The sequence below is a fragment of the Nocardiopsis trehalosi NBRC 14201 genome (assembly GCF_001552555.1).
Taxonomy (GTDB): domain Bacteria; phylum Actinomycetota; class Actinomycetes; order Streptosporangiales; family Streptosporangiaceae; genus Nocardiopsis_B; species Nocardiopsis_B trehalosi.
The window spans coordinates 35,638-59,629 of sequence record NZ_BCRK01000014.1; the positions used below are offsets into that span (position 1 = coordinate 35,638).

The following is a 23,992-nucleotide window of genomic DNA, read 5'->3' on the forward strand; positions in this document are numbered from 1 at the left end:
GCGATCTTCAAGAGCAGGGGACGAAATAAGTGCTGGACGTCAACTTCTTTGACGAGCTGCGAATCGGCCTCGCGACCGCCGACGACATCCGCCAGTGGTCGCACGGCGAGGTCAAGAAGCCGGAAACCATCAACTACCGCACCCTGAAGCCGGAGAAGGACGGGCTCTTCTGCGAGAAGATCTTCGGCCCCACCCGCGACTGGGAGTGCTACTGCGGCAAGTACAAGCGGGTCCGCTTCAAGGGCATCATCTGTGAGCGCTGCGGCGTCGAGGTGACCCGCGCCAAGGTGCGCCGCGAGCGCATGGGCCACATCGAGCTGGCCGCGCCCGTGACCCACATCTGGTACTTCAAGGGCGTGCCCAGCCGCCTCGGGTACCTGCTCGACCTCGCCCCGAAGGATCTCGAGAAGATCATCTACTTCGCGGCGTACATGGTCACGTGGGTCGACACCGACGCGCGCGAGCGCGACCTCCAGTCCCTCGAGGCGCACATCTCCGTCGAGCGCCAGCACCTGGAGCAGCGCCGCGACTCCACCGTCGAGGAGCGGCACAAGAAGCTCGAGGCCGACCTCGCCGAGCTGGAGGAGCAGGGGGCCAAGGGCGACGCCCGCCGCAAGGTCCGCGAGTCCGCCGAGCGCGAGATGCGGCAGATCCGCGACCGCGTGCAGCGCGAGATCGACCGCCTCGAAGAGGTCTGGACCCGGTTCAAGAACCTCAAGGTCCAGGACCTCGAGGGCGACGAGATGCTCTACCGCGAGATGCGGGACCGCTTCGGGAAGTACTTCCGCGGCGGCATGGGCGCCCAGGCCATCCAGGAGCGGCTCGCCAACTTCGACCTCGACGCCGAGGCCGAGAAGCTGCGCGAGACCATCCGCAGCGGCAAGGGCCAGAAGAAGGCCCGCGCCCTCAAGCGGCTCAAGGTCGTCTCGGCGTTCCTCAACACCCGCAACAGCCCCATGGGCATGGTCCTCGACTGCATCCCGGTCATCCCGCCGGACCTGCGCCCCATGGTGCAGCTCGACGGCGGCCGGTTCGCCACCTCGGACCTGAACGACCTGTACCGCCGGGTGATCAACCGGAACAACCGCCTCAAGCGGCTGCTCGACCTCGGCGCGCCCGAGATCATCGTCAACAACGAGAAGCGGATGCTGCAGGAGGCCGTCGACGCGCTGTTCGACAACGGCCGCCGCGGCCGGCCGGTCACCGGCCCGGGCAACCGCCCGCTCAAGTCGCTGTCCGACATGCTCAAGGGCAAGCAGGGCCGGTTCCGGCAGAACCTGCTGGGCAAGCGCGTCGACTACTCCGGCCGTTCGGTCATCGTCGTCGGCCCGCAGCTCAAGCTGCACCAGTGCGGCCTGCCCAAGCAGATGGCGCTGGAGCTGTTCAAGCCGTTCGTGATGAAGCGCCTGGTCGACCTGAACCACGCGCAGAACATCAAGAGCGCCAAGCGCATGGTCGAGCGGTCGCGGCCCGTGGTGTGGGACGTCCTCGAAGAGGTCATCACCGAGCACCCCGTGCTGCTCAACCGCGCGCCGACCCTGCACCGGCTCGGCATCCAGGCGTTCGAGCCGCAGCTCGTCGAAGGCAAGGCCATCCAGATCCACCCGCTCGTCTGCACCGCGTTCAACGCGGACTTCGACGGCGACCAGATGGCCGTGCACCTCCCGCTGTCCGCCGAGGCCCAGGCCGAGGCGCGGCTGCTCATGCTCGCCACGAACAACATCCTCAAGCCGTCCGACGGCAAGCCGGTCACCATGCCCACCCAGGACATGATCATCGGCCTGTACTACCTGACCACCCTCAAGGAGGGCGGCAAGGGCGAGGGCCGCGCGTTCCGCACGCCGGCCGAGGCGATCATGGCCTACGACCTGGGCGACCTCGACCTCCAGGCGAAGATCAAGCTGCGCGTCGACGGCGACGTCCCGCCGCCGCGCGGCTGGGAGTGGCCCGAGGGCTCCGAGCCCGGGCAGCCCTACATCCTGGAGACCACGCTCGGCCGGTACCTGTTCAACGAGACCACGCCGACCGACTACCCGTTCGTCAACTACCAGGTGGGCAAGAAGCAGGTGTCCGCCCTGGTCAACGAGCTGGCCGAGAACTACCCCAAGGTCCACGTCGCGACCACCCTGGACGCGCTCAAGGACGCCGGGTACCACTGGGCCACCCGCTCCGGTCTGACCATCGGCATCGACGACGTGCTCGCGCCGCCGCGCAAGCAGGAGATCCTCGAGGGCTACGAGCGCCAGGCCGACAAGATCCAGCGCGAGTACGACCGCGGTCTGATCACCGACGACGAGCGCCGCCAGGAGCTCACGGAGATCTGGACCAAGGCCACCAACGAGGTCGCCAAGGACATGGAGGAGAGCTTCCCGGCCTCCAACCCGGTCTGGATGATGGTCCAGTCCGGCGCCCGCGGCAACCCGATGCAGGTCCGCCAGATCGCCGGTATCCGCGGCCTGGTGTCCAACACCAAGGGCGAGACCATCCCGCGGCCCATCAAGTCCTCCTACCGCGAGGGCCTGTCCGTGCTGGAGTACTTCATCTCCACGCACGGCCAGCGCAAGGGCCTGGCCGACACCGCGCTGCGGACCGCCGACTCCGGGTACCTCACCCGGCGCCTGGTGGACGTCGCCCAGGACGTCATCGTCCGCGAGATCGACTGCGGTACCGACCGGTCGCTGTGGCACGAGATCGGCGAGAAGAACGCCGCCGGCGTCGTCGTGCGCAAGCACAACGTCGAGAACACCGGCTTCGGGCGGACCATCGCCGAGGACGTCGTCGTCGACGGCGAGGTCCTGGTGCCGGCGCTGACCGACACCTCCGAGCAGGTCATCGACAAGCTGGTCGCGGCCGGCGTCGAGCGGGTGCGCGTGCGCAGCTCGCTCATCTGCGAGGCCAAGATCGGCGTCTGCACCACCTGCTACGGGCGGTCCATGGCCACCGGCAAGCCGGTCGACGTGGGCGAGGCCATCGGCATCATCGCCGCGCAGTCCATCGGCGAGCCCGGCACCCAGCTCACCATGCGGACCTTCCACATGGGCGGCTCGGCGGGCCAGGACATCACCCACGGCCTGCCGCGTGTGACCGAGCTGTTCGAGGCCCGCATCCCCAAGGGTGTGGCCCCGATCAGCGAGCTCGACGGCCGCATCCGGATCGACGACACCGAGAAGAGCCGGAAGATCGTGCTCATCCCGGACGACGGCTCCGATGAGATCGCCTACCCGGTGCCCATGCGGGCGCAGCTCCTGGTGAGCGAGGGCGAGCACGTCTCCGTCGGCCAGCAGCTCATCCAGGGCGCGATCAACCCGCACGAGGTGCTCCGCATCCAGGGCCCCCGCGCCGTGCAGCAGCACCTGGTGTCGGAGGTCCAGGAGGTCTACAAGTCGCAGGGTGTGTCCATCCACGACAAGCACATCGAGATCATCGTCCGCCAGATGCTCAAGCGGGTGAACATCCTCGAATCCGGCGACACCGAACTGCTCCCCGGCGAGATGGTCGAGCGCCCGAAGTTCGAGGCGATCAACCGCCGCGTCGTGGCCGAAGGCGGCCAGCCCGCCGCCGGCCGCCCCGTGCTGCTGGGGATCACGAAGGCGTCGCTGGCGACCGAGTCGTGGCTCTCCGCGGCCTCCTTCCAGGAGACCACCCGGGTGCTCACCGAGAACGCCATCCACGGCAAGAGCGACCCGCTGGTCGGCCTGAAGGAGAACGTGATCATCGGTAAGCTCATCCCGGCCGGTACGGGCCTGCCCCAGTACCGCAACATCCGGGTGGAGCCCACCGAGGAGGCGAAGGCGTCCATGTACTCGGTGTCCGGTTACGAGGAGCCGAGCGAGTACACCTTCGGCCAGGGGTCCGGCGAGGCCGTCCCGCTGGAGGAGTACGACTTCGGGCCCTATAACCGGTGACCCGAGAGGCGACCGGAGAGATCGGTTGATCGATCCGAGGACGGCGGTAGTCCACCCCGGGCGGGGTGGAACTACCGCCGTTCGTCGTTCTCGGTCGGCATACTCGTATACGGATGGGGACTTGAGCGCTCAGGCGCGGTCGGGAGATCGAGGACAGTGACGGACAACGGGGGAGGACGGTTCGACTCGCCGCAGGGCGAGTACGAGCCCCGGCAGCAGGATTCGGGCTCGTGGTTCACACCGAGTGGCCACCGGTCCCAAGCGCAGTCGGCCTACCAGGACACCAACGAGGACGCCGCCGAGAACGACGGCGCCCCCGGTGACGACCGCGACCCCGCGACGCGGCGGGACGAGCCGGGCGGGACCCCCTTCAGCGGGTTCCCCGACACCGGCGGCTACCCCGGGCTGGGCGGCGCCCGCTCGGGGCTGGCCGAGCCCTACCCCGACGCGCTGAGCGGCCTCGGCGGACCGCCGGGTCCCCCGGGCGGAACGGGGCCGCAGACCCCGCCGCCGCCCGGCCGCCCCTACGCGGGCCCCGCCGGGCGCGGCGGCCCTGCGGAGCGCCCCGGCGACGCGTTCCCCGGGTTCCCCGCGACCGAGCCGTTCGCCGCGGCGCCGTCCGGCGGCCCCGCCGACGGTGCCGCGCCCGGCCGGCCGGAGCCCGACGCCGGCGTGTACCGGGTGCCCACGGGCGGGTGGCCCGCCTCAGGCCCCGACGACCCCGCGCGGGGCGCGTTCGGCGGCACCGGCGGCTACCCGGGCTTCGGCGCGAGCGCGCGCCGGGGCGACCTCGGCAGCCCCGACGACTCCCCGCGCCCCGACGGCCGGGGCGGCTTCCCGGGCCCCGACGGCCGCGGCGACTCCCCGTCCGGGGACCGCCCGGCCCCGGGCGCCCCCTACGGTGACGCCTACGGCGCGGGCGGCGACGACCGCCCCTCCGGCGCACCGCACCGCGACCCCGCCGATGGCCCCCTGGGCGGTCCGCGCACCGGGACGCCCTGGGGCGGCACCGCCGACCCGGAGCCGGCCCGTTCCGGGTACCGCTTCGACGCGCCGTACTCCCCGGTGTCCGGAGCGGCGGGCGACGACCCCCACGCGGCGGGCCGCGCCGACGCGTTCCGCGACCCCGCCACCGCGTACCCGGCCGCGTCCGGCGCGCCCGCCACCTGGCCGGGCTCGGCGGCGGCCGACGGCACCCCGGGCCGGCCCGACCCGGCCGACCGGTACACCGACGACCTCTCACCGCGCGCGCCGGGCGCCGACCCGGGCGACCGCCCGTATGGTTCCGGCCCGCTGGGGTCGGGCGGCGACCGCGCTTACGGCTCGGACCCGTCGGGTTCGGACGGCGACCGCGACGGCCGCCCTTACGGTTCCGACCCGCTGGGCGCCCCGCGCGACCCGGCGGGCGACGACCGCGGCCCGGGTCCTCTCGGCGGCGACGCCCCGTCCTGGGACCCCGCCGCCGACCGCCCCTGGGACTCCGGTGGCGCCGCTCCGGCCACCCCGTGGGAGACCGGTTCCACCCCCGAGGTCTGGGAGACCGGCGCCCACCCGGCGCCGGGCGGCCCGGACCGCGATCCCGCCGACGCCCGCGCCGACGGCGGCGTGCCGCGCGACCCGGGCGCGGACCCCGGCGACCGCCCTTACGGTTCCGACCCACTGGACTCGGACGCCTCCCGCGACGAGCGGTCCTATGGTTCCGACTCGTCCCGTGACGACCGTCGCTACGGTTCCGACCCGCTGGGCTCGGACGCCCCCCGCGACGAGCGGTCCTACGGCTCCGGCCCGCTGGACTCGGACACGTCCCGCGACGACCGTCCTTACGGCTCCGACCCGCTGGACGCCCCGCGCGATACCTCCGCACCGGCGTACGCCACCGGCGGCGACCCGTTCGGCGCCGCCGACCGGAGGCGCGACGGGTACGGCGACCGCGACTCCGCCCCGGACCCGCTCGGCGGCCCCTACAGTGGCGCCGCCGATCCGCTCGGCGAGCCCCGCTCCGGCGACCGCGCCCCGGGCACCGACCCGTTGGGCGGCTCCCACGGTGACGCTGCGGGTGAGCGCCGGTACGGTGCCGACTCGGGCGACCGTGACCCGTTGGCCGGTCCCTACGGCGCCGCCTCGGACGACCGCCCGTACGGTGACCGCGACTCCGCCCCGGACCCGCTCGGCGGGCCCTACGGCGATGCCCCGGGCGAGCGCCGGTACGGCGCCGGCACCGATGACCGCGACCCCCTCGGCGGGCCCTACCGCGATGGACCCGGTACCGGCCCGCTCGGTGCCCCCTACGGTGACGCCCCGGACGAGCGCCGGTACGGCGCCGACTCCGAGGCCGGTGACCGCGATCCGCTCGGCGGTCCTCACCGTGCCGCCTCGGGCGAGCGCCCGTACGGTGACCGCGCCTCGGGTGCCGATCCGCTGGGCGGTTCCTATGGCGACGCCTCGGGGGAGCGCCGGTACGGTGCCGACTCGGGCGACCGCGACCCGTTGGCCGGTCCCTACGGCGACGCGTCGGGCGAGCGCCCGTACGGTGCCGACTCCGGTGACCGCGATCCGCTCGGCGGCTCCTCCGGCGACACCTCGGATGACCGTCCGTACGGGGACCGCGCCTCGGGTGCCGATCCGCTGGGCGGTTCCTACGGTGACGCCTCGGGGGAGCGCCGGTACGGTGCCGACTCGGGCGACCGCGACCCGTTGGCCGGTCTCTACGGTGACACCTCGGGCGAGCGTCCGTACGGTGCCGACCGCGACCCCGAACCCCGGTACGGCGATCCCGGCACCGACCCGCTCGGCGCCGGCCCCGGCGCCCTGGGCGGGAGCGGGTGGCGCGACTCCACCGGTACGGACGACGACGACCGGTGGGGCGCCGCAGCACGCTACGACGACGAGCTGACCCGGCCGCGCGCCGACCGCGACGACGGCCCCGGCTCCCCGGCGCCGTCCGCCGACGCCCCGTCCGACGCCTCCGGTACCGCCGACCGCGGTTCCGACCTCGGCGGTGGACTGGGCACCGGCAGCGGCAACACCTGGGCCTTCAGCCGCGACGACCCCCGCCTGCCCGCCGAGGTCCGCGAGGCCGCCGAGCGCGCCCAGAAGAAGCGGCGCGACGGCTCTCCCGACCACACCACCCAGGTGTTCCGGTCGGGCGACGGCGCCTCGCCCGGCTCCGACGACCCGCTCGGCGACATCGCCGCCCGCCAGGCGCAGGCGCGCACCGACCAGGCCGGCACGGGTCCGTGGCCCGCCGTCCCCGGTCCCGACGCGGGCGAGGGCACGCAGGCGATGCCGGCCGTCTCCGACGAGCTCGGCCCCGACCCGCGCGGCGGCCGCACGGACGACCCGTACGCGGCCTACGGTCCCGGAGCGGGCACCGGCGGGTGGCCGCAGCAGTCCGCCCCGGCCTACCCGGGCGCCGGCGACACCGGTTCCTGGTCGCCCGCCGCTCCCGGTCCCGACGCGGGCGAGGGCACGCAGGCGATGCCGGCCGTCTCCGACGAACTCGGGCCCGACGGACGGGGCGACCCGCTGGGTGCACCGGGCGGATACGGCCGCGGCGACCGGTACGCCGGCGACGACCGCGCCGACGCCCCCTATGGTCACGGCCCCGGCGCCGACGGCCGGACCCAGGGCTACGAGGACGGGCCGGCCGGGTACGGATACGGCCAGGGCCCGTCGGGCCCGCAGCAGGCGTACGCGCCGTCCGGTCCGCAGCCGTCCTACGGCCCCGGCGGCGACGGGTCCGGCGCCGGCCACCCCGGCCCCGGGTACGACCAGAACTCCGGGCCGCAGTACGGCGGGGCGCCCGACGGCTACGCCGATCGCGGCCCCGACGGCTACTACGACCAGGGCCCGGAGGGCTACGCCGATCGCGGTCCGGGCGGGTACCCGGACCAGGGCCCGGAGGGCTACGGCGATCGCGGCCCCAACGGGTACTACGACCAGGGCCCCGACGGCTACGACGACGGTGACCGCGACCAGCCGCACGGGCGGCCGGAACCGCGCGGCCGCCGTGGCCGGTCCGGCCGCGACCCCGTCGCGGACGAGTTCCCCGGGTTCGACGACCGCCCGCCGGGCGACGCCGCCGGCGACCACTACCCGGGGTACGACGGCGTCGACGTCGACTACTGGCCCGAGACCGCGCCCGGCGCCATGGCCACCCTGTGGCTCGGCATCGTCGGACTCGTGCCGCTGATCGGCCTGTTCACCGCCATCGCCGCCCTCATCACGGGCGGGAAGGCGCGCCGCGCCATCCGCGCGTCCAACGGTGAACTGGAGGGCCTCAACCTGGTGAAGATCGGCACCGTCCTGGCCTGGGTGGGTATCGCCCTCTTCCTGGTCGAGGCGGTGGCGGGGGTCTTCACCCTGCTCTGACCCGTCCACGCACGTACGGAAGGCCCGGCCCGCCCCGCGCGGCCCGGGCCTTCCGCCTGACCGGCCGCGTCCTCCGCCCCCGCGCCGCGCCGGTCCGGCGCGGTGGTACCGGACCCGGGCGGCCGGTCCCGCGCGGCGGGGCCGGGGCTGTGATGCCAACCGCCGGGGCGCCCCCGGCCGTTCGGCGTGAGTGACCTCGCGGGCGTCCGCCTGGGGGTTCCCGGCTGAGGAGGTTCGGAGAGCCGCGATGTCGTCGGCACAGGTTGGCCGTGGAGCGCGTGGTCACGTGCGGGTGGGAGCCCTTGCGGCCGCGCTCCTCCTACTCGCGGGGTGCGCATGGTCGGGGGAGCAGGCGTCGGAGGCGCCCCCGACGTCGTCGCCGATGCCCACCGACCCGGCGGAGTTGCGAGAGGGGTTCGAGGAGCAGAGCGGGCTGACCGTGCCGTCCGACGCCACGGACCTGGAGATCGAGGGGACGTGCCGCGACGGCGACCTGTCCTTCTACGAGCTCCGGTTCACCACCACGCGCGGTGGCGCCGAGGACATCTGCGCCGCCGACGGCTTCCAGGCGCTCCCGCTCGACGGACCTCCCGACGCCGGATGGGTGGAGGACTTCCCCGTGCAGGAGGACAACACGGAGATCGCGTCGACCGTCCGGTGCCGTGGTGGCCACCCCACCGAGCCGGTGCAGCGCGGGGTGCTCGTGGTGTTCACCGAGGCCGGGATGGTGCACGACGACGGGAGTCCGGACGGCGGGGACGCGGCGGTCGTCTACGCCTACAGCGGCGAGTACCCGGGGTAGCCGCCGCTTCGGCGGCGTCCGACATCCCGGGTCGGCGGATCGGCCGGGGGAGCAGTGGGCGGGGGCCGGCGCCGGCCGTCTGGGAACGTGGAACCGGTGCCGGGTGGGCGATGTGGGAGGTGGCGGTGGCGGAGCGGCGATAATCCGCCCGTGCACTCACCGGGAGCGCGTACACTGGGTTTCGGCCTACGGCAGCATGCGGCTGCGGAGTACGGGTACCGAGGGTCCCGGTCGCCATTTTGACCGGCTGGACCGTGTTCGGTACTCTTTAACTTCGTGCCCGTGAGTCAACGGGTCACACGTGTGCGCTTTTGGTCGGACCCGCACGCCGGGCGGCGAATGAGAGCGGCGCGTGAACCTCCTCCCATGACATTCGACCGTCAGGTCGGGCGTACATCGCGGCCCCGCCATGCTCGGGACAGAGCGCGACACGCCCGACTGCGGGGGCCGGGGGGAACGGGAAATCCAGCAGGTCAACAGGCGACACGGCTAACAGAACCGGCGTAGGTCACGAGAAAGACGGAGACGCGGTGCCCACCATCCAGCAGCTGGTCCGCAAGGGCCGACAGGACAAGGTCTCGAAGAACAAGACCCCGGCGCTGAAGGGGAGTCCGCAGCGTCGTGGTGTGTGCACGCGTGTCTACACCACTACGCCCAAGAAGCCGAACTCCGCTCTGCGCAAGGTCGCCCGTGTGAAGCTCAGCAGCGGGATCGAGGTCACGGCCTACATCCCCGGCATCGGGCACAACCTGCAGGAGCACTCCATCGTGCTCGTGCGTGGTGGCCGTGTGAAGGACCTGCCGGGTGTCCGTTACCGGATCGTCCGCGGATCACTCGACACCCAGGGCGTCCGTAACCGCAAGCAGGCCCGCAGCCGTTACGGCGCGAAGAAGGAGAAGTAACCATGCCGCGCAAGGGCCCGGCGCCGAAGCGCCAGCTGATCACCGACCCGGTCTACGGATCGCCGCTCGTCACGTCGCTCATCAACAAGGTGCTGCTCGACGGCAAGCGGTCGATCGCCCAGGGCATCGTCTACGACGCCCTTGAGGGCGCTCGGGAGAAGACCGGGCAGGACCCCCTCGTGGTGCTCAAGCGCGCGCTGGACAACGTGAAGCCCGCCCTTGAGGTGCGCAGCCGCCGCGTCGGTGGCGCCACCTACCAGGTGCCGGTCGAGGTCCGTTCGTCCCGCAGCACCACCCTGGCCCTCCGCTGGCTGGTCACCTACGCGCGGCAGCGCCGCGAGAAGACGATGACCGAGCGTCTGATGAACGAGCTGGTCGACGCCAGCAACGGTCTCGGCGCCAGCGTCAAGCGCCGCGAGGACACGCACAAGATGGCGGAGTCGAACAAGGCCTTCGCCCACTACCGCTGGTAACCCCCGCGGCCGAATCGATACGAGAGACCGAGAGAAGACGAGCCACATGGCTACCACAGCTCTTGACCTCGCCAAGGTCCGCAACATCGGGATCATGGCGCACATCGACGCGGGTAAGACCACGACGACCGAGCGCATCCTCTTCTACACCGGTGTGAACTACAAGCTCGGTGAGGTCCATGAGGGCGCGGCCACCATGGACTGGATGAAGGAGGAGCAGCAGCGCGGCATCACCATCACGTCTGCTGCCACCACCACCCACTGGAACGACCACACGATCAACATCATCGACACGCCCGGCCACGTGGACTTCACCATCGAGGTCGAGCGTTCGCTGCGTGTGCTCGACGGCGCGGTCGCGGTGTTCGACGCCAAGGAGGGTGTCGAGCCCCAGTCCGAGCAGGTGTGGCGCCAGGCCGACCGCTACGGCGTTCCGCGGATCTGCTTCGTCAACAAGATGGACAAGATCGGCGCCGAGTTCCAGCGCTGCGTCGACATGATCGTCGACCGCCTCGGGGCCAACCCGATCGCCATCCAGCTCCCGATCGGCTCCGAGAACGAGTTCAAGGGCGTCGTCGACCTCGTCCGCATGAAGGCCTACGTCTGGAGTGACGAGGCCAGCAAGGGCGAGATGTACGACACCATCGACATCCCGGAGACCCACGCGGACGCCGCCCGCGAGGCGCACGACAAGATGATCGAGACGCTGGCCGAGGCCGACGACGAGATCATGGAGCTCTACCTCGAGGGCGTCGAGCCCACCGTGGAGCAGATCGTGCCCGCCCTCCGGCGCGTCGCGATCGCCGGCACGGCGGTCCCGGTCCTGTGCGGCACCGCGTTCAAGAACAAGGGCGTGCAGCCCCTGCTCGACGCCGTCGTCGACTACCTCCCCTCGCCGCTGGACGTCGAGGCCATCTCCGGCCACGACCCCAAGGACGAGACCGAGCAGACCACCCTCACTCGCCGTCCGAGCGAGGAGGAGCCCCTCTCGGCCCTGGTCTTCAAGATCATGAGCGACCCCCACCTGGGCAAGCTGACCTACCTGCGCGTCTACTCCGGCCTTCTGGAGACCGGCACGCAGGTGCTGAACAGCGTGAAGGGCCGCAAGGAGCGCATCGGCAAGATCTACCGGATGCACGCCAACAAGCGCGAGGAGATCGCGCGCGTCGGCGCCGGCGACATCGTCGCCGTCATGGGTCTGAAGGACACCACCACCGGTGAGACCCTGTGCGACGCCGCGAAGCCGATCGTCCTGGAGTCCATGACGTTCCCCGCTCCGGTCATCGAGGTCGCCATCGAGCCGAAGACCAAGAGCGACCAGGAGAAGCTCGGCGTCGCGATCCAGCGCCTCGCCGAGGAGGACCCCTCCTTCCAGGTGTCCACCGACCAGGAGACCGGCCAGACCGTGATCTCCGGTATGGGCGAGCTGCACCTCGAAGTCCTCGTCAACCGCATGCGCGACGAGTTCAAGGTCGAGGCGAACATCGGCAAGCCGCAGGTGGCCTACCGCGAGACCATCCGCAAGAAGGTCGAGAAGGTCGAGTACACCCACAAGAAGCAGACGGGTGGCTCCGGCCAGTTCGGACGCGTCATCATCGACCTGGAGCCCATCGTGGCCGACGGCGATGGCGACAGCGCCGGTTACGAGTTCGTCAACAACATCAGCGGCGGCCGCATCCCGCGGGAGTACATCCCGTCGGTCGACGCGGGGTGCCAGGAGGCGGCCGAGTTCGGCGTGCTCGCCGGGTACCCGCTCGTCGGGGTGAAGGTGACGCTGCAGGACGGCGCGTACCACGACGTGGACTCCTCGGAGCTCGCGTTCAAGGTCGCCGGCTCCATGGCGTTCAAGGACGCGGCCCGCAGGGCCAAGCCCGTCCTGCTGGAGCCGGTCATGGCGGTCGAGGTCACGACTCCCGAGGACTACATGGGAGACGTGATCGGCGACCTCAACAGCCGGCGGGGGCAGATCCAGTCCATGGACGAGCGCGCCGGGGCCCGGATCGTCAAGGCCCAGGTGCCCCTGTCGGAGATGTTCGGCTACGTGGGCGACCTGCGCAGCCGCACGCAGGGTCGAGCCAACTACACGATGGTGTTCGACTCCTACGTTGAGGTCCCCTCCAACGTCGCCGAAGAGATCGTGGCCAAGGCCCGCGGCGAGTAAGTGCGACACGTAACCAGTCAGCTAGCAACCCTGTACGTCTAGGAGAAATCCAGTGGCGAAGGCCAAGTTCGAGCGGACCAAGCCGCACGTCAACATCGGCACCATCGGTCACATCGACCACGGTAAGACCACGCTTACCGCCGCCATCACCAAGGTCCTGCACGACGCTTTCCCGGACCTCAACCCCTTCACGCCGTTCGAGGACATCGACAACGCTCCTGAGGAGCGCGAGCGCGGTATCACCATCTCCGTCGCCCACGTCGAGTACCAGACCGAGGCGCGCCACTACGCGCACGTCGACTGCCCCGGCCACGCGGACTACGTGAAGAACATGATCACCGGTGCGGCGCAGATGGACGGCGCCATCCTGGTGGTGGCCGCGACCGACGGTCCGATGCCGCAGACCAAGGAGCACGTCCTCCTGGCCCGCCAGGTCGGCGTCCCCTACATCGTCGTCGCCCTGAACAAGGCCGACATGGTGGACGACGAGGAGATCTTCGAGCTCGTCGAGCTCGAGGTCCGCGAGCTCCTCAGCGAGTACGAGTTCCCGGGTGACGACGTCCCCGTCGTCAAGGTCTCCGCGCTCAAGGCCCTCGAGGGCGACGCGGAGTGGGGCAAGTCCGTCCTGGACCTGATGAAGGCCGTGGACGAGAGCATCCCCGAGCCCGAGCGCGACATCGACAAGCCCTTCCTCATGCCGATCGAGGACGTCTTCTCGATCACCGGCCGCGGCACCGTCGTGACCGGCCGGATCGAGCGCGGCGTCGTCAACGTCAACGAGACGGTCGACATCGTCGGCATCAAGGAAGAGAAGCAGTCCACCACGGTCACCGGCGTGGAGATGTTCCGCAAGCTGCTCGACCAGGGCCAGGCGGGCGACAACGTCGGCCTGCTCCTGCGCGGCATCAAGCGCGAGGACGTCGAGCGCGGCCAGGTCGTCATCAAGCCCGGCACCACGACCCCGCACACCGAGTTCGAGGCGCAGGTCGTCATCCTGTCCAAGGACGAGGGCGGCCGCCACACGCCGTTCTTCAACAACTACCGCCCGCAGTTCTACTTCCGCACCACCGACGTCACCGGCGTCGTGACGCTGCCGGAGGGCACCGAGATGGTCATGCCCGGTGACAACACCGAGATGACCGTCCAGCTCATCCAGCCGATCGCGATGGAGGACGGCCTCAAGTTCGCCATCCGCGAGGGTGGCCGGACCGTGGGCGCGGGCCGCGTCACCAAGATCATCAAGTAGCACGACCGCGCGGGGACGCCGGCGGCGCACCATTTCCGCCGGCCCCCCGGGTGGCGGCCGGGCCGCACCACGGCCCGGCCGCCGCACCATGAACGACGTCATCGGGCTCTGTAGCGGTGATGCACCTCAGGGGACAGCCCTGTAGCGGTTTCTCAGGTGAATAGAGCCACAAGGACAAGGGCGCCCCTCTGCAGGGCACAGGGCCGGGTCACCTGGCACCGCGCCTCTACGGACACTAAGCGAAGGACGATAAGGCCACCATGGCGGGACAGAAGATCCGCATTCGGCTCAAGGCCTATGACCACGAGGTCATCGACAGCTCGGCGCGCAAGATCGTCGAGACCGTGACGCGCACTGGCGCGCAGGTCGCTGGCCCGGTGCCGTTGCCGACGGAGAAGAACGTTTACTGCGTCATCCGATCGCCGCACAAGTACAAGGACTCGCGCGAGCACTTCGAGATGCGCACGCACAAGCGGCTGATCGACATCATCGACCCGACGCCGAAGACCGTCGACTCGCTCATGCGGCTCGACCTTCCGGCCGGCGTCGACATCGAGATCAAGCTCTAAGGGACGCACAGACATGGCCACCAAGCAGATCAAGGGAGTTCTGGGCGAGAAGCTCGGCATGACCCAGGTCTTCGACGACGCGGGCCGCATCGTGCCCGTGACCGTCCTGAAGGCCGGTCCGTGCGTCGTGACGCGCGTCCGCACTCCGGAGACCGACGGCTACTCCGCCGTCCAGCTCGGCTACGGGCAGATCAACCCGCGCAAGGTGAACAAGCCGCTCGGCGACTACCTGCGCAAGCACGAGCTGACCCCGCGCCGCCACTACGTCGAGGTCCGCACCTCCGACGCGACCGAGTACACGCTCGGCCAGGAGGTCACCGCGGAGACGTTCGAGACCGGCCAGAAGGTCGACGTCACGGGCAAGAGCAAGGGCAAGGGCTTCGCCGGTGTCATGAAGCGCCACGGCTTCCGCGGCCTCAGCGCCTCGCACGGCACCCAGCGCAAGCACCGCTCGCCCGGCTCCATCGGCGGCTGCGCCACGCCCGGCCGCGTGTTCAAGGGCCTGCGGATGGCGGGGCGCATGGGCAACGTGCGCAAGACCATCCAGAACCTCACCGTCCACTCGGTGGACACCGAGAAGGGCCTCATCCTGGTGAAGGGCGCGGTGCCCGGCCCCAACGGCGGGCTGGTGCTCGTCCGCACCGCCGCGAAGGGGGACAAGTAGTCATGGCGACGATCGAGGTCAAGAACCCCGACGGCGCGGCCGGCCGGAGCGTCGAGCTTCCTGAGGCGATCTTCGAGCAGCAGGTCAACATCCCGCTGATCCACCAGGTCGTCGTCGCACAGGAGGCCGCGGGCCGCCAGGGCACGCACTCCACGAAGACCCGGGGCGAGGTCCGCGGCGGCGGCAAGAAGCCGTACCGCCAGAAGGGCACCGGTCGGGCCCGCCAGGGCTCCACCCGCGCCCCGCAGTTCGCCGGCGGCGGCGTCGTCCACGGCCCCAAGCCGCGCGACTACAGCCAGCGCACCCCGAAGAAGATGAAGGCCGCCGCCCTGCGCGGCGCCCTCTCGGACCGGGCGCGCCACGGCCGCGTGCACGTCATCAGCGGCTTCATCGCCGAGGACACCACGGCCAAGCGCACCCAGGCCGCGCTCAAGGCGCTCCGCCAGGTCACCGCGTCCGACAAGGTCCTGGTGGTCCTGGACCGCGCCGACGAGCACAACCGCCTGGCGCTGCGCAACCTGCAGGAGGTCCACGTTCTGGACGCCGACCAGGTGAACACCTACGACGTGCTCTACGCCGACGACATCGTGTTCACCGAGGCCGGCTACGACCAGTTCGTGGCGCACGCCACGGGCGCCTCCGCGGCCGCGGCGTCTGAGGAGGACGACCAGTGAGGATCCCCGACCCTCGGGACATCATCATCGAACCGGTGATCTCCGAGAAGAGCTACGGGCTCATGGACCAGAACAAGTACACGTTCCTGGTGCAGCCCGACGCCAACAAGACGCAGATCAAGATCGCGGTGGAGAAGATCTTCGACGTGAAGGTCACCAGCGTGAACACGATCAACCGTCAGGGCAAGCGGAAGCGCACGCGGTTCGGGTTCGGCAAGCGGCCCGACACCAAGCGCGCGATCGTCAGCCTGCGCGACGGCGACCGGATCGACATCTTCGGCGTCTGACCGCTCGCCTGACCGCTTCACACCGAGCAACACGCAAAGGAATGCGCGAAGAAGATGGGCATTCGTAAGTACAAGCCGACGACACCGGGTCGTCGCGGGTCCAGCGTGAGCGACTTCGTCGAGATCACGCGCTCGGAGCCCGAGAAGTCCCTGGTGCGTCCGCTCCACTCCAAGGGCGGGCGGAACGGCCACGGCCGTATCACCGCCCGGCACCAGGGTGGGGGACACAAGCGCGCCTACCGCGTCATCGACTTCCGTCGGCACGACAAGGACGGCATCCCCGCCAAGGTCGCCCACATCGAGTACGACCCGAACCGCACCGCGCGGATCGCACTGCTGCACTACGTCGACGGCGAGAAGCGCTACATCCTCGCGCCGGCCGGCCTCAAGCAGGGCGACAAGGTCGAGAACGGCCCCACCTCCGACATCAAGCCGGGCAACTGCCTCCCGCTGCGGAACATCCCCACGGGTACGTTCGTGCACGCGGTCGAGCTGAAGCCGGGCGGCGGTGCCAAGCTGGGCCGCTCCGCCGGGTCGCAGATCCAGCTGCTGGCGAAGGAGGGCGCGTACGCGACGCTGCGCATGCCCTCCGGCGAGATGCGGCAGGTGGAGGTCACCTGCCGCGCCACCGTCGGCCAGGTCGGCAACGCCGAGCAGTCAAACATCAACTGGGGCAAGGCCGGCCGTATGCGGTGGAAGGGCAAGCGCCCGACCGTCCGAGGTGTGGCCATGAACCCGGTCGACCACCCGCTCGGCGGTGGTGAGGGTAAGAGCTCGGGTGGTCGCCACCCGGTCAGCCCGTGGGGCAAGCCCGAAGGGCGGACCCGCAAGCCGAACAAGGGCAGTGACCGGCTCATCGTGCGTCGGCGTAGCAAGAAGAAGCGGTAAGGAGCACGTCTGATGCCACGTAGCCTGAAGAAGGGTCCCTTCGTCGACCACCACCTGATCAAGAAGGTGGAGGACCAGAACGAGAAGGGCACCAAGAACGTCATCAAGACGTGGTCCCGCCGGTCCATGATCATCCCCGAGATGATCGGGCACACGATCGCCGTCCACGACGGTCGCAAGCACGTCCCCGTGTTCGTGTCCGAGTCGATGGTCGGCCACAAGCTCGGCGAGTTCGCTCCCACGCGCACTTTCCGCAGCCACGTCAAGGAAGACCGCCGTAGCCGCCGTTAGCGGTTGCAGTTGGAGTAAGAGCCATATACCCCACGGTGGTGGGGGTGAATTCCGTGAGCGAGGGAAGAGCGATGGGAACGAGGGCACAGGCACGGTTCGTCCGTGTTACGCCCCGAAAGGCCCGCCGGGTGGTGGACCTTATTCGCGGGTTGCCCGCTGACGAGGCACAGGCGGTGCTCCGGTTCGCGCCACAGGCGGCGAGCGAACCGGTGGGCAAGGTGCTCGCGAGCGCCATCGCCAATGCCGAGCACAACGACAAGCTGGACCGCGAGACGCTGGTGGTCGGGCGCGCCTGGGTGGACGAAGGTCCCACCCTCAAGCGCATCCGCCCGCGGGGCTTCGGCCGCGCTTTCCGGGTCACCAAGCGGACGAGCCACATCACCGTGGTCGTCGAGCAGCGTGACGCCGCGGGCGCCTCGTCCAAGAAGAAGGAGAGGACCCGATAGTGGGGCAGAAGGTCAACCCGCACGGGTTCCGACTTGGCATCACCACCGACTACAAGACCCGGTGGTACGCCGACAAGATGTACAAGGACTACGTCAAGGAAGACGTGGCCATCCGCCGGATGCTGAACCGCGGTATGGAGCGCGCCGGGATCTCCAAGGTCGAGATCGAGCGCACCCGTGACCGCGTCCGCGTCGACATCCACACCGCCCGGCCGGGTATCGTCATCGGCCGCCGCGGTTCGGAGGCCGACCGCATCCGCGCCGACCTCGAGAAGCTGACCAACAAGAAGCAGGTCCAGCTCAACATCCTCGAGGTCAAGAACCCGGAGATCGACGCTCAGCTCGTCGCTCAGGGTGTCGCGGAGCAGCTGTCGAGCCGAGTCGCGTTCCGTCGGGCGATGCGCAAGGCGATGCAGAGCGCCATGAAGAGCGGCGCCAAGGGCATCCGCATCCAGTGCGGCGGCCGCCTCGGCGGCGCCGAGATGTCGCGGTCGGAGTTCTACCGCGAGGGCCGCGTGCCGCTGCACACGCTCCGCGCCGACATCGACTTCGGGTTCTTCGAGGCCCGGACGACGTTCGGCCGCATCGGCGTGAAGGTGTGGATCTACAAGGGCGACGCCCCCGCGACCCGGGCCGAGCGCGAGGCGGCCCAGGCCGCGCAGCGCGCGCCGGGCGGCGGCGGTGGCGGCGGCCAGCGCCGCGAGCGTCCGCAGCGGCGCCGCCGCGGCGGTCCCGCGGGCGGCGGCGCGCCGGCCGAGACCAGGTCCAGCGCTCCGGCCGAGGCCGGCCAGGGCGCGGAGAAGTCCGGGAACGAGGGGAGCTGACCGATGCTCATTCCCCGTAAGGTCAAGCACCGCAAGCAGCACCACCCGGACCTCCGCGGTCGTGCCAAGGGCGGTACCAAGGTCAACTTCGGTGAGTTCGGCATCCAGGCCCTGGAGTCCGCCTACGTCACCAACCGGCAGATCGAGTCCGCTCGTATCGCCATGACCCGGCACATCAAGCGCGGCGGCAAGGTGTGGATCAACATCTTCCCCGACCGCCCCATCACCAAGAAGCCGGCCGAGACCCGCATGGGTTCCGGTAAGGGCTCCCCCGAGTGGTGGGTCGCGCCGGTCAAGCCCGGCCGCGTGATGTTCGAGCTGTCGGGTGTGCCGGAGCCCATCGCCAAGGAGGCGATGCGGCGGGCCATGCACAAGCTGCCGATGAAGTGCAAGTTCGTGAAGCGCGAAGTGGAGGCGTGATGGCGAAGTCCCTGACCGCCCAGGAGCTGCGGAGCGAGTCCCAGGAGGACCTGGTCGCCAAGCTCAAGGAGGCCAAGGAGGAGCTGTTCAACCTCCGCTTCCAGGCCGCGACCGGCCAGCTCGACAACCACAACCGACTGCGGACGGTGAAGCGCGAGATCGCGCGCATCTACACGGTCATGCGTGAGCACGAGCTCGGCATCATGCGGCTGGCCGGCGAGTCGGCTGAGGAGACGAAGGAAGCAGCCGAATGAGCGAAGAGAAGGCCCTGAGCCGGGACCTGGAGCGCAACTACCGCAAGGTGCGCGAGGGCCTGGTCGTCAGCGACAAGATGGAGAAGACCGTCGTTGTCGAGGTGGAGGACCGCGTCAAGCACGCGCTGTACGGCAAGGTCATCCGCCGCACCACGAAGTACAAGGCCCACGACGAGGCGAACTCCTGCGGTATCGGCGACCGGGTTCGCCTGATGGAGACCCGCCCGATGTCCGCGACCAAGCGCTGGCGCGTCGTGGAGATCCTGGAGAAGGCTAAGTAGACCCCTGTCCCGGCGGCCGGTTGGTGGAGATCGGCCGCCGAGGGGTGAGACCACCTAGCAGCGCGGGTCCCCCGGACTCCGCGCGCACATATCAGGAGCAGACGTGATTCAGCAGGAGTCGCGACTCAAGGTCGCCGACAACACGGGGGCCAAGGAGATCTTGACCATCCGTGTCCTCGGCGGCTCGGGTCGGCGCTACGCGGGCATCGGCGACACCATCGTGGCGACGGTGAAGGACGCCCTTCCCGGCGCGGGCGTGAAGAAGGGCGATGTCGTCAAGGCCGTCATCGTGCGCACCACCAAGGAGCGCCGCCGGCCCGACGGCTCCTACATCCGCTTCGATGAGAACGCCGCCGTGCTCATCAAGGACGGTGGAGACCCGCGCGGTACCCGCATCTTCGGCCCGGTCGGCCGCGAGCTGCGGGACAAGAAGTACATGCGCATCATCTCGCTAGCGCCGGAGGTGCTCTAGGCGATGAAGATCAAGAAGGACGACGAGGTCGTCGTCATCGCCGGCAAGGACAAGGGTGCCACCGGGAAGGTCATCAAGGCCCTTCCCCGGGAGCAGCGTGTCGTCGTCGAGGGCGTCAACCTCATCAAGAAGCACAAGAAGGCCAACCCGGCGGGCGGCCAGCAGGGTGAGGTCGTCACCAAGGAGGCGCCGATCCACGTGAGCAACGTCGCGCTCGCGGAGGACGGCAAGCCCACCCGTGTCGGTTACCGCTTCGAGGAAGACGGAACCAAGGTTCGGATCTCCCGCCGTACCGGTAAGGACATCTGATGACGGTCACCACTGACACCGCCGCCCCGGCGCTGCCCCGGCTCAAGGAGAAGTACCGCTCCGAGATCATCGCCGGGCTGCGGGACGAGTTCGACATCAAGAACATCATGCAGGTCCCCGGTCTCTCCAAGATCGTGGTCAACATGGGTGTCGGCGAGGCCGCCCGCGACGCGAAGCTCATCCAGGGCGCGATCGCCGACCTGTCGGCGATCACCGGGCAGAAGCCGCGGATCAACCGGGCCAAGAACTCCATCGCGCAGTTCAAGCTGCGCGAGGGCCAGCCGATCGGCGCCAGCGTCACGCTGCGCGGCGACCGGATGTGGGAGTTCCTGGACCGGCTGCTCTCGCTGGCGCTGCCCCGCATCCGGGACTTCCGCGGGCTCTCGCCGAAGCAGTTCGACGGCCGCGGCAACTACACCTTCGGCCTCACCGAGCAGGTCATGTTCCACGAGATCGACCCCGACAAGGTCGACCGCCAGCGTGGGATGGACATCACCGTCGTCACCACGGCGACCAACGACGACGAGGGGCGCGCCCTGCTCAAGCGGCTCGGATTCCCCTTCAAGGAAGCCTAGGGGGATCTGAGATGGCTAAGAAGGCGCTGATCGCCAAGGCGAACCGGAAGCAGAAGTTCGAGGTTCGCGCGTATACTCGTTGCTCGCGGTGCGGTCGCCCGCGCGCCGTCTTCCGGAAGTTCGGCCTGTGCCGCATCTGCTTCCGCGAGATGGCCCACCGGGGCGAGCTGCCCGGTATCACCAAGTCGAGCTGGTAGCCTCCGGCGGGCCGACCGCGCAGCGCGCGGTCGGCCCCGGGGCTTCCCGCGGAGCCGGCCCCCCGGGCCGCGCACCGCACATCGAAGCGGCCGGTAGTACCGCCGCCGACCATCAGGAACCGACCGGGCACGGTGCGGACATCGCACGGTGCCCATGACCACGCCGTAGGTCCTAGAGGACTCCGCGCCCACGGGGCGCGGTCACACGCCATCAGGGAATGGCGTGTCCTTGGGGAAACCGCGGTGAGGAAGGGCCAATCGGCCATGACGATGACCGACCCGATCGCAGACATGCTGACGCGTCTGCGTAACGCGAATTCGGCATACCACGACACCGTGTCGATGCCGTATTCCAAGATCAAGGCGCACATCGCCGAGATCCTCCAGCAGGAGGGCTACGTCCAGGGCTGGCGCACCGAGGAGGCCCCCGTGGGCCAGAACCTCGTGGTCGACCTCAAGTACGGTCCGACCCGTGAGCGCTCCATCGCCGGTGTCCGCCGGGTCTCCAAGCCCGGCCTCCGGGTGTACGCGAAGAAGGACAACCTTCCCCGCGTCCTGGGCGGCCTCGGCGTGGCCATCATTTCGACGTCCGGCGGCCTGATGACGGACAAGCAGGCCAAGAAGCGCGGCGTGGGCGGCGAAGTCCTCGCCTACGTCTGGTAGAGGGAGGGACTTTCCGCATGTCGCGCATCGGACGACTGCCGATCTCGGTCCCCAAGGGCGTCGAAGTCACGATTGACGGGCACGACGTCAAAGTCAAGGGGCCGAAGGGCGAACTGAAGCACACCATCGCCGCTCCGATCACCGTCTCCCAGGAGGACGGGACGATCCAGGTGGCGCGCCCGGACGACAAGCCCGAGAACCGGTCGCTGCACGGGCTCACCCGTGCGCTGATCTCGAACCTCATCGAGGGCGTCTCCAAGGGCTACAGCAAGACGCTGGAGATCCACGGCGTCGGTTACCGCGTCCAGGCCAAGGGCTCCAACCTGGAGTTCTCGCTGGGCTACAGCCACCCCGTCGTGGTCGAGCCGCCTCCGGGTATCAGCTTCCGCGTCGAGAAGCCGACCCGGCTGCACGTCGACGGGATCGACAAGCAGCTCGTGGGCCAGGTGGCGGCCAACATCCGCAAGCTGCGCAAGCCGGACCCGTACAAGGCCAAGGGCGTGCGGTACGAGGGTGAGCAGATCCGCCGCAAGGCCGGAAAGGCTGGTAAGTAGGCATGGGCAAGAGCACGACGCTGGTCCGCAAGGGGACGGCCTCGCGTACGGCCTCCCGTGCGCGCCGCCACCTGCGGGTCCGCAAGAAGGTCCAGGGCACGGCCGCGCGTCCGCGCCTGGTCGTGACCCGCTCCGCCAAGCACATGGTCGCGCAGATCGTGGACGACACCCAGAGCCGCACCCTGGTGTCCGCCTCCACGATGGACGCCTCCATCCGCACGGCCGAGGGCAAGAAGTCCGAGAAGTCGAAGCAGGTGGGCGAGCTGCTCGCGCAGCGAGCCAAGGACGCCGGCATCACCGCGGTCGTCTTCGACCGCGGCGGCTACCGCTACCAGGGCCGCATCGCCGCCCTGGCCGATGGCGCGCGGTCCGCCGGGCTGGAGTTCTGATGGGCTTCGGCAAGGACGTCAACAACGGGAAGAAGAGGAACCACTGATGGCTGCAGCTCCGCGGCGCGGCGCCGGTGGCGAGCGGCGTGACCGCCGTGACGATCGCCGCGGCGGCGCCGCAGACAAGGGTGTCTCCTACATCGAGAAGGTCGTGACCATCAACCGGGTCGCGAAGGTCGTCAAGGGCGGCCGGCGCTTCAGCTTCACCGCGCTCGTGGTCGTCGGCGACGGCAACGGCATGGTCGGTGTGGGCTACGGCAAGGCCAAGGAAGTCCCCGCGGCCATCGCCAAGGGTGTCGAGGAGGCGAAGAAGAACTTCTTCCGCGTCCCCCGCATCCAGGGCACGATCGTGCACCGGGTCCAGGGCGAGGACGCCGCCGGCGTCGTCCTCCTGCGTCCCGCCGCGCCCGGTACCGGCGTCATCGCCGGCGGCCCGGTCCGCGCGGTGCTGGAGTGCGCGGGTATCCACGACGTGCTGAGCAAGTCCCTCGGCTCGTCCAACCCGCTCAACATCGTGCACGCGACCGTCGCTGCGCTCAAGGGGCTGAACCGTCCCGAGGAGATCGCGGCCCGCCGCGGTCTGCCGATCGAGGACGTGGCCCCGGCCGCCATGCTTCGGGCCCGTGCGGAAGCGAAGGCGGGTGCCTGACCATGGCGAAGCTGAAGATCACCCAGGTCCGTTCGAAGATCGGCGGTAAGCGGAAGCAGCACGACAGCCTCCGCTCGCTCGGTCTCGGCCGGATCGGCAAGGCGGTCGTCCGCGACGACCGTCCCGAGGTCCGCGGCCAGATCAACGTCGTCGCGCACCTCGTGACCGTCGAGGAGGTCAGCGAATGAGCGACTACAACCCCGACGAGCTGCTCAAGCTCCACCACCTGCGGCCGGCCCCCGGCTCCAACAAGTCGCGCGTCCGCAAGGGCCGCGGCGAGGCGTCCAAGGGCAAGACCGCCGGTCGTGGCACGAAGGGCACCAAGGCTCGTTCCACCGTGCCCGTCGGCTTCGAGGGCGGCCAGATGCCGCTCATCCGCCGGGTCCCGAAGCTCAAGGGCTTCAGCAACGCCCGCTTCCGGACGACCTACCAGGTCGTCAACCTGGACAAGCTGAGCGAGCTGTTCCCCGAGGGCGGCGAGGTCACCGTCGAGAGCCTGGTGGCCAAGGGCGCGGTCCGCAAGAACCAGCTCGTCAAGGTGCTGGGCACCGGTGAGATCTCGGTGGCCGTGCAGGTGAGCGTGCACGCGTTCTCCTCCTCGGCCAAGGAGAAGATCACCGCGGCCGGCGGCTCCGTGACCGAGCTGTAGCATCGGCCCGCACGTGGCGTTCCGAGGGGCGTCCGCCGGAGCCACCCCCGCGAGGGGGAGGCCCGGCGGGCGCCCCC

28 protein-coding genes are annotated in these 23,992 nt (G+C 70.1%); all 28 read left to right on the plus strand.

What is annotated here, in order from left to right; all coding sequences use genetic code 11:
- Window positions 1-29: 29 nt before the first annotated feature.
- The 28 genes from NT8_RS04510 to rplO all read left to right on the plus strand — a co-directional run bounded on the left by NT8_RS04510 (window position 30) and on the right by rplO (window position 23,915).
- A complete protein-coding gene (locus tag NT8_RS04510; protein WP_067964551.1) occupies window positions 30-3,905 on the plus strand; it encodes a DNA-directed RNA polymerase subunit beta' in 3,876 nt (1,291 codons plus the stop codon).
- Window positions 3,906-4,061: 156 nt separating this feature from the next.
- Window positions 4,062-8,276 (plus strand): hypothetical protein, encoded by a 4,215-nt coding sequence (locus NT8_RS04515; protein ID WP_067964553.1) that lies wholly within the window; start codon window positions 4,062-4,064, stop codon window positions 8,274-8,276.
- Between the two features lie 382 nt (window positions 8,277-8,658).
- Window positions 8,659-9,078, plus strand: a complete 420-nt coding sequence (locus NT8_RS04520; RefSeq protein WP_067964555.1) for a hypothetical protein — start codon at window positions 8,659-8,661, stop codon at window positions 9,076-9,078.
- Window positions 9,079-9,608: 530 nt separating this feature from the next.
- Window positions 9,609-9,980: a 30S ribosomal protein S12 gene (gene rpsL / locus NT8_RS04525; RefSeq protein WP_067964557.1), complete on the plus strand. Its 372-nt coding sequence runs from the start codon at window positions 9,609-9,611 to the stop codon at window positions 9,978-9,980.
- Window positions 9,981-9,982: 2 nt separating this feature from the next.
- Window positions 9,983-10,453 carry a 30S ribosomal protein S7 gene (gene rpsG, locus NT8_RS04530; RefSeq protein ID WP_067964559.1) on the plus strand — a complete coding sequence of 157 codons (471 nt, stop codon included), beginning with the start codon at window positions 9,983-9,985 and terminating at the stop codon, window positions 10,451-10,453.
- Window positions 10,454-10,499: 46 nt separating this feature from the next.
- Window positions 10,500-12,614 (plus strand): elongation factor G, encoded by a 2,115-nt coding sequence (fusA, locus tag NT8_RS04535; RefSeq protein WP_067964561.1) that lies wholly within the window; start codon window positions 10,500-10,502, stop codon window positions 12,612-12,614.
- Window positions 12,615-12,666: 52 nt separating this feature from the next.
- Window positions 12,667-13,860 (plus strand): elongation factor Tu, encoded by a 1,194-nt coding sequence (gene tuf / locus NT8_RS04540; RefSeq protein ID WP_067964564.1) that lies wholly within the window; start codon window positions 12,667-12,669, stop codon window positions 13,858-13,860.
- Between the two features lie 260 nt (window positions 13,861-14,120).
- Entirely contained in the window at window positions 14,121-14,429 is a 309-nt protein-coding gene (rpsJ, locus tag NT8_RS04545) for a 30S ribosomal protein S10 (RefSeq protein ID WP_013156110.1), read from the plus strand.
- A 13-nt stretch (window positions 14,430-14,442) separates the two neighbouring features.
- Window positions 14,443-15,093, plus strand: a complete 651-nt coding sequence (gene rplC, locus NT8_RS04550) for a 50S ribosomal protein L3 (RefSeq protein WP_067964565.1) — start codon at window positions 14,443-14,445, stop codon at window positions 15,091-15,093.
- A 2-nt stretch (window positions 15,094-15,095) separates the two neighbouring features.
- Window positions 15,096-15,767, plus strand: coding sequence for a 50S ribosomal protein L4 (rplD, locus tag NT8_RS04555; protein WP_067964567.1), 672 nt, complete (start codon window positions 15,096-15,098; stop codon window positions 15,765-15,767).
- Entirely contained in the window at window positions 15,764-16,054 is a 291-nt protein-coding gene (gene rplW, locus NT8_RS04560; RefSeq protein ID WP_067964569.1) for a 50S ribosomal protein L23, read from the plus strand. Before rplD ends, rplW begins: the two co-directional genes overlap by 4 nt.
- 54 nt (window positions 16,055-16,108) lie before the next feature.
- Window positions 16,109-16,942 (plus strand): 50S ribosomal protein L2, encoded by an 834-nt coding sequence (gene rplB / locus NT8_RS04565; protein WP_067964571.1) that lies wholly within the window; start codon window positions 16,109-16,111, stop codon window positions 16,940-16,942.
- Between the two features lie 12 nt (window positions 16,943-16,954).
- On the plus strand, window positions 16,955-17,233 hold the full coding sequence (rpsS, locus tag NT8_RS04570) for a 30S ribosomal protein S19 (protein WP_067964573.1): 279 nt from the start codon (window positions 16,955-16,957) through the stop codon (window positions 17,231-17,233).
- A 71-nt stretch (window positions 17,234-17,304) separates the two neighbouring features.
- A complete protein-coding gene (gene rplV / locus NT8_RS04575) occupies window positions 17,305-17,679 on the plus strand; it encodes a 50S ribosomal protein L22 (RefSeq protein ID WP_067964576.1) in 375 nt (124 codons plus the stop codon).
- Window positions 17,679-18,503, plus strand: a complete 825-nt coding sequence (gene rpsC, locus NT8_RS04580) for a 30S ribosomal protein S3 (RefSeq protein ID WP_067964578.1) — start codon at window positions 17,679-17,681, stop codon at window positions 18,501-18,503. Before rplV ends, rpsC begins: the two co-directional genes overlap by 1 nt.
- Window positions 18,504-18,506: 3 nt before the next feature.
- On the plus strand, window positions 18,507-18,923 hold the full coding sequence (gene rplP, locus NT8_RS04585) for a 50S ribosomal protein L16 (RefSeq protein ID WP_067964580.1): 417 nt from the start codon (window positions 18,507-18,509) through the stop codon (window positions 18,921-18,923).
- Window positions 18,923-19,177, plus strand: a complete 255-nt coding sequence (rpmC, locus tag NT8_RS04590; RefSeq protein WP_067964582.1) for a 50S ribosomal protein L29 — start codon at window positions 18,923-18,925, stop codon at window positions 19,175-19,177. The genes rplP and rpmC overlap by 1 nt, the downstream gene beginning before the upstream one ends.
- Window positions 19,174-19,458, plus strand: coding sequence for a 30S ribosomal protein S17 (gene rpsQ / locus NT8_RS04595; protein WP_067964584.1), 285 nt, complete (start codon window positions 19,174-19,176; stop codon window positions 19,456-19,458). The genes rpmC and rpsQ overlap by 4 nt, the downstream gene beginning before the upstream one ends.
- Before the next feature lie 103 nt (window positions 19,459-19,561).
- On the plus strand, window positions 19,562-19,930 hold the full coding sequence (gene rplN / locus NT8_RS04600) for a 50S ribosomal protein L14 (protein WP_067964586.1): 369 nt from the start codon (window positions 19,562-19,564) through the stop codon (window positions 19,928-19,930).
- A 3-nt stretch (window positions 19,931-19,933) separates the two neighbouring features.
- Complete coding sequence (rplX, locus tag NT8_RS04605) at window positions 19,934-20,239, plus strand: 50S ribosomal protein L24 (RefSeq protein WP_067964588.1); 306 nt, start codon at window positions 19,934-19,936, stop codon at window positions 20,237-20,239.
- The gene (gene rplE / locus NT8_RS04610) at window positions 20,239-20,814 is read left to right on the plus strand and encodes a 50S ribosomal protein L5 (protein ID WP_067964590.1); all 576 of its coding nucleotides are present in this window, start codon (window positions 20,239-20,241) and stop codon (window positions 20,812-20,814) included. Before rplX ends, rplE begins: the two co-directional genes overlap by 1 nt.
- 11 nt (window positions 20,815-20,825) lie before the next feature.
- Window positions 20,826-21,011 carry a type Z 30S ribosomal protein S14 gene (locus tag NT8_RS04615; protein WP_067964592.1) on the plus strand — a complete coding sequence of 62 codons (186 nt, stop codon included), beginning with the start codon at window positions 20,826-20,828 and terminating at the stop codon, window positions 21,009-21,011.
- 264 nt (window positions 21,012-21,275) lie between these two features.
- Window positions 21,276-21,674: a 30S ribosomal protein S8 gene (gene rpsH / locus NT8_RS04620; protein ID WP_067964593.1), complete on the plus strand. Its 399-nt coding sequence runs from the start codon at window positions 21,276-21,278 to the stop codon at window positions 21,672-21,674.
- Between the two features lie 17 nt (window positions 21,675-21,691).
- On the plus strand, window positions 21,692-22,228 hold the full coding sequence (gene rplF / locus NT8_RS04625; RefSeq protein ID WP_067964595.1) for a 50S ribosomal protein L6: 537 nt from the start codon (window positions 21,692-21,694) through the stop codon (window positions 22,226-22,228).
- A 2-nt stretch (window positions 22,229-22,230) separates the two neighbouring features.
- On the plus strand, window positions 22,231-22,617 hold the full coding sequence (gene rplR, locus NT8_RS04630; RefSeq protein WP_067964597.1) for a 50S ribosomal protein L18: 387 nt from the start codon (window positions 22,231-22,233) through the stop codon (window positions 22,615-22,617).
- 46 nt (window positions 22,618-22,663) lie between these two features.
- Window positions 22,664-23,266, plus strand: a complete 603-nt coding sequence (rpsE, locus tag NT8_RS04635; protein ID WP_067964599.1) for a 30S ribosomal protein S5 — start codon at window positions 22,664-22,666, stop codon at window positions 23,264-23,266.
- Window positions 23,267-23,268: 2 nt separating this feature from the next.
- On the plus strand, window positions 23,269-23,454 hold the full coding sequence (gene rpmD / locus NT8_RS04640) for a 50S ribosomal protein L30 (RefSeq protein ID WP_067964601.1): 186 nt from the start codon (window positions 23,269-23,271) through the stop codon (window positions 23,452-23,454).
- Window positions 23,451-23,915, plus strand: a complete 465-nt coding sequence (gene rplO, locus NT8_RS04645) for a 50S ribosomal protein L15 (protein ID WP_067964603.1) — start codon at window positions 23,451-23,453, stop codon at window positions 23,913-23,915. Before rpmD ends, rplO begins: the two co-directional genes overlap by 4 nt.
- Window positions 23,916-23,992 lie beyond the last annotated feature (77 nt).

Bases quoted from the DNA above. Each gene is read 5' to 3' on its own strand.
- NT8_RS04520 (WP_067964555.1), top strand. From the start codon at position 8,659: ATGCCCACCGACCCGGCGGAGTTGCGAGAGGGGTTCGAGGAGCAGAGC.
- rpsG (WP_067964559.1), top strand. From the start codon at position 9,983: ATGCCGCGCAAGGGCCCGGCGCCGAAGCGCCAGCTGATCACCGACCCG.
- fusA (WP_067964561.1), top strand. From the start codon at position 10,500: ATGGCTACCACAGCTCTTGACCTCGCCAAGGTCCGCAACATCGGGATC.
- rpsJ (WP_013156110.1), top strand. From the start codon at position 14,121: ATGGCGGGACAGAAGATCCGCATTCGGCTCAAGGCCTATGACCACGAG.
- rplC (WP_067964565.1), top strand. From the start codon at position 14,443: ATGGCCACCAAGCAGATCAAGGGAGTTCTGGGCGAGAAGCTCGGCATG.
- rplD (WP_067964567.1), top strand. From the start codon at position 15,096: ATGGCGACGATCGAGGTCAAGAACCCCGACGGCGCGGCCGGCCGGAGC.
- rplB (WP_067964571.1), top strand. From the start codon at position 16,109: ATGGGCATTCGTAAGTACAAGCCGACGACACCGGGTCGTCGCGGGTCC.
- rpsS (WP_067964573.1), top strand. From the start codon at position 16,955: ATGCCACGTAGCCTGAAGAAGGGTCCCTTCGTCGACCACCACCTGATC.
- rplV (WP_067964576.1), top strand. From the start codon at position 17,305: ATGGGAACGAGGGCACAGGCACGGTTCGTCCGTGTTACGCCCCGAAAG.
- rplP (WP_067964580.1), top strand. From the start codon at position 18,507: ATGCTCATTCCCCGTAAGGTCAAGCACCGCAAGCAGCACCACCCGGAC.
- rpmC (WP_067964582.1), top strand. From the start codon at position 18,923: ATGGCGAAGTCCCTGACCGCCCAGGAGCTGCGGAGCGAGTCCCAGGAG.
- rpsQ (WP_067964584.1), top strand. From the start codon at position 19,174: ATGAGCGAAGAGAAGGCCCTGAGCCGGGACCTGGAGCGCAACTACCGC.
- rplX (WP_067964588.1), top strand. From the start codon at position 19,934: ATGAAGATCAAGAAGGACGACGAGGTCGTCGTCATCGCCGGCAAGGAC.
- rplE (WP_067964590.1), top strand. From the start codon at position 20,239: ATGACGGTCACCACTGACACCGCCGCCCCGGCGCTGCCCCGGCTCAAG.
- NT8_RS04615 (WP_067964592.1), top strand. From the start codon at position 20,826: ATGGCTAAGAAGGCGCTGATCGCCAAGGCGAACCGGAAGCAGAAGTTC.
- rpsH (WP_067964593.1), top strand. From the start codon at position 21,276: ATGACGATGACCGACCCGATCGCAGACATGCTGACGCGTCTGCGTAAC.
- rplF (WP_067964595.1), top strand. From the start codon at position 21,692: ATGTCGCGCATCGGACGACTGCCGATCTCGGTCCCCAAGGGCGTCGAA.
- rplR (WP_067964597.1), top strand. From the start codon at position 22,231: ATGGGCAAGAGCACGACGCTGGTCCGCAAGGGGACGGCCTCGCGTACG.
- rpsE (WP_067964599.1), top strand. From the start codon at position 22,664: ATGGCTGCAGCTCCGCGGCGCGGCGCCGGTGGCGAGCGGCGTGACCGC.
- rpmD (WP_067964601.1), top strand. From the start codon at position 23,269: ATGGCGAAGCTGAAGATCACCCAGGTCCGTTCGAAGATCGGCGGTAAG.
- rplO (WP_067964603.1), top strand. From the start codon at position 23,451: ATGAGCGACTACAACCCCGACGAGCTGCTCAAGCTCCACCACCTGCGG.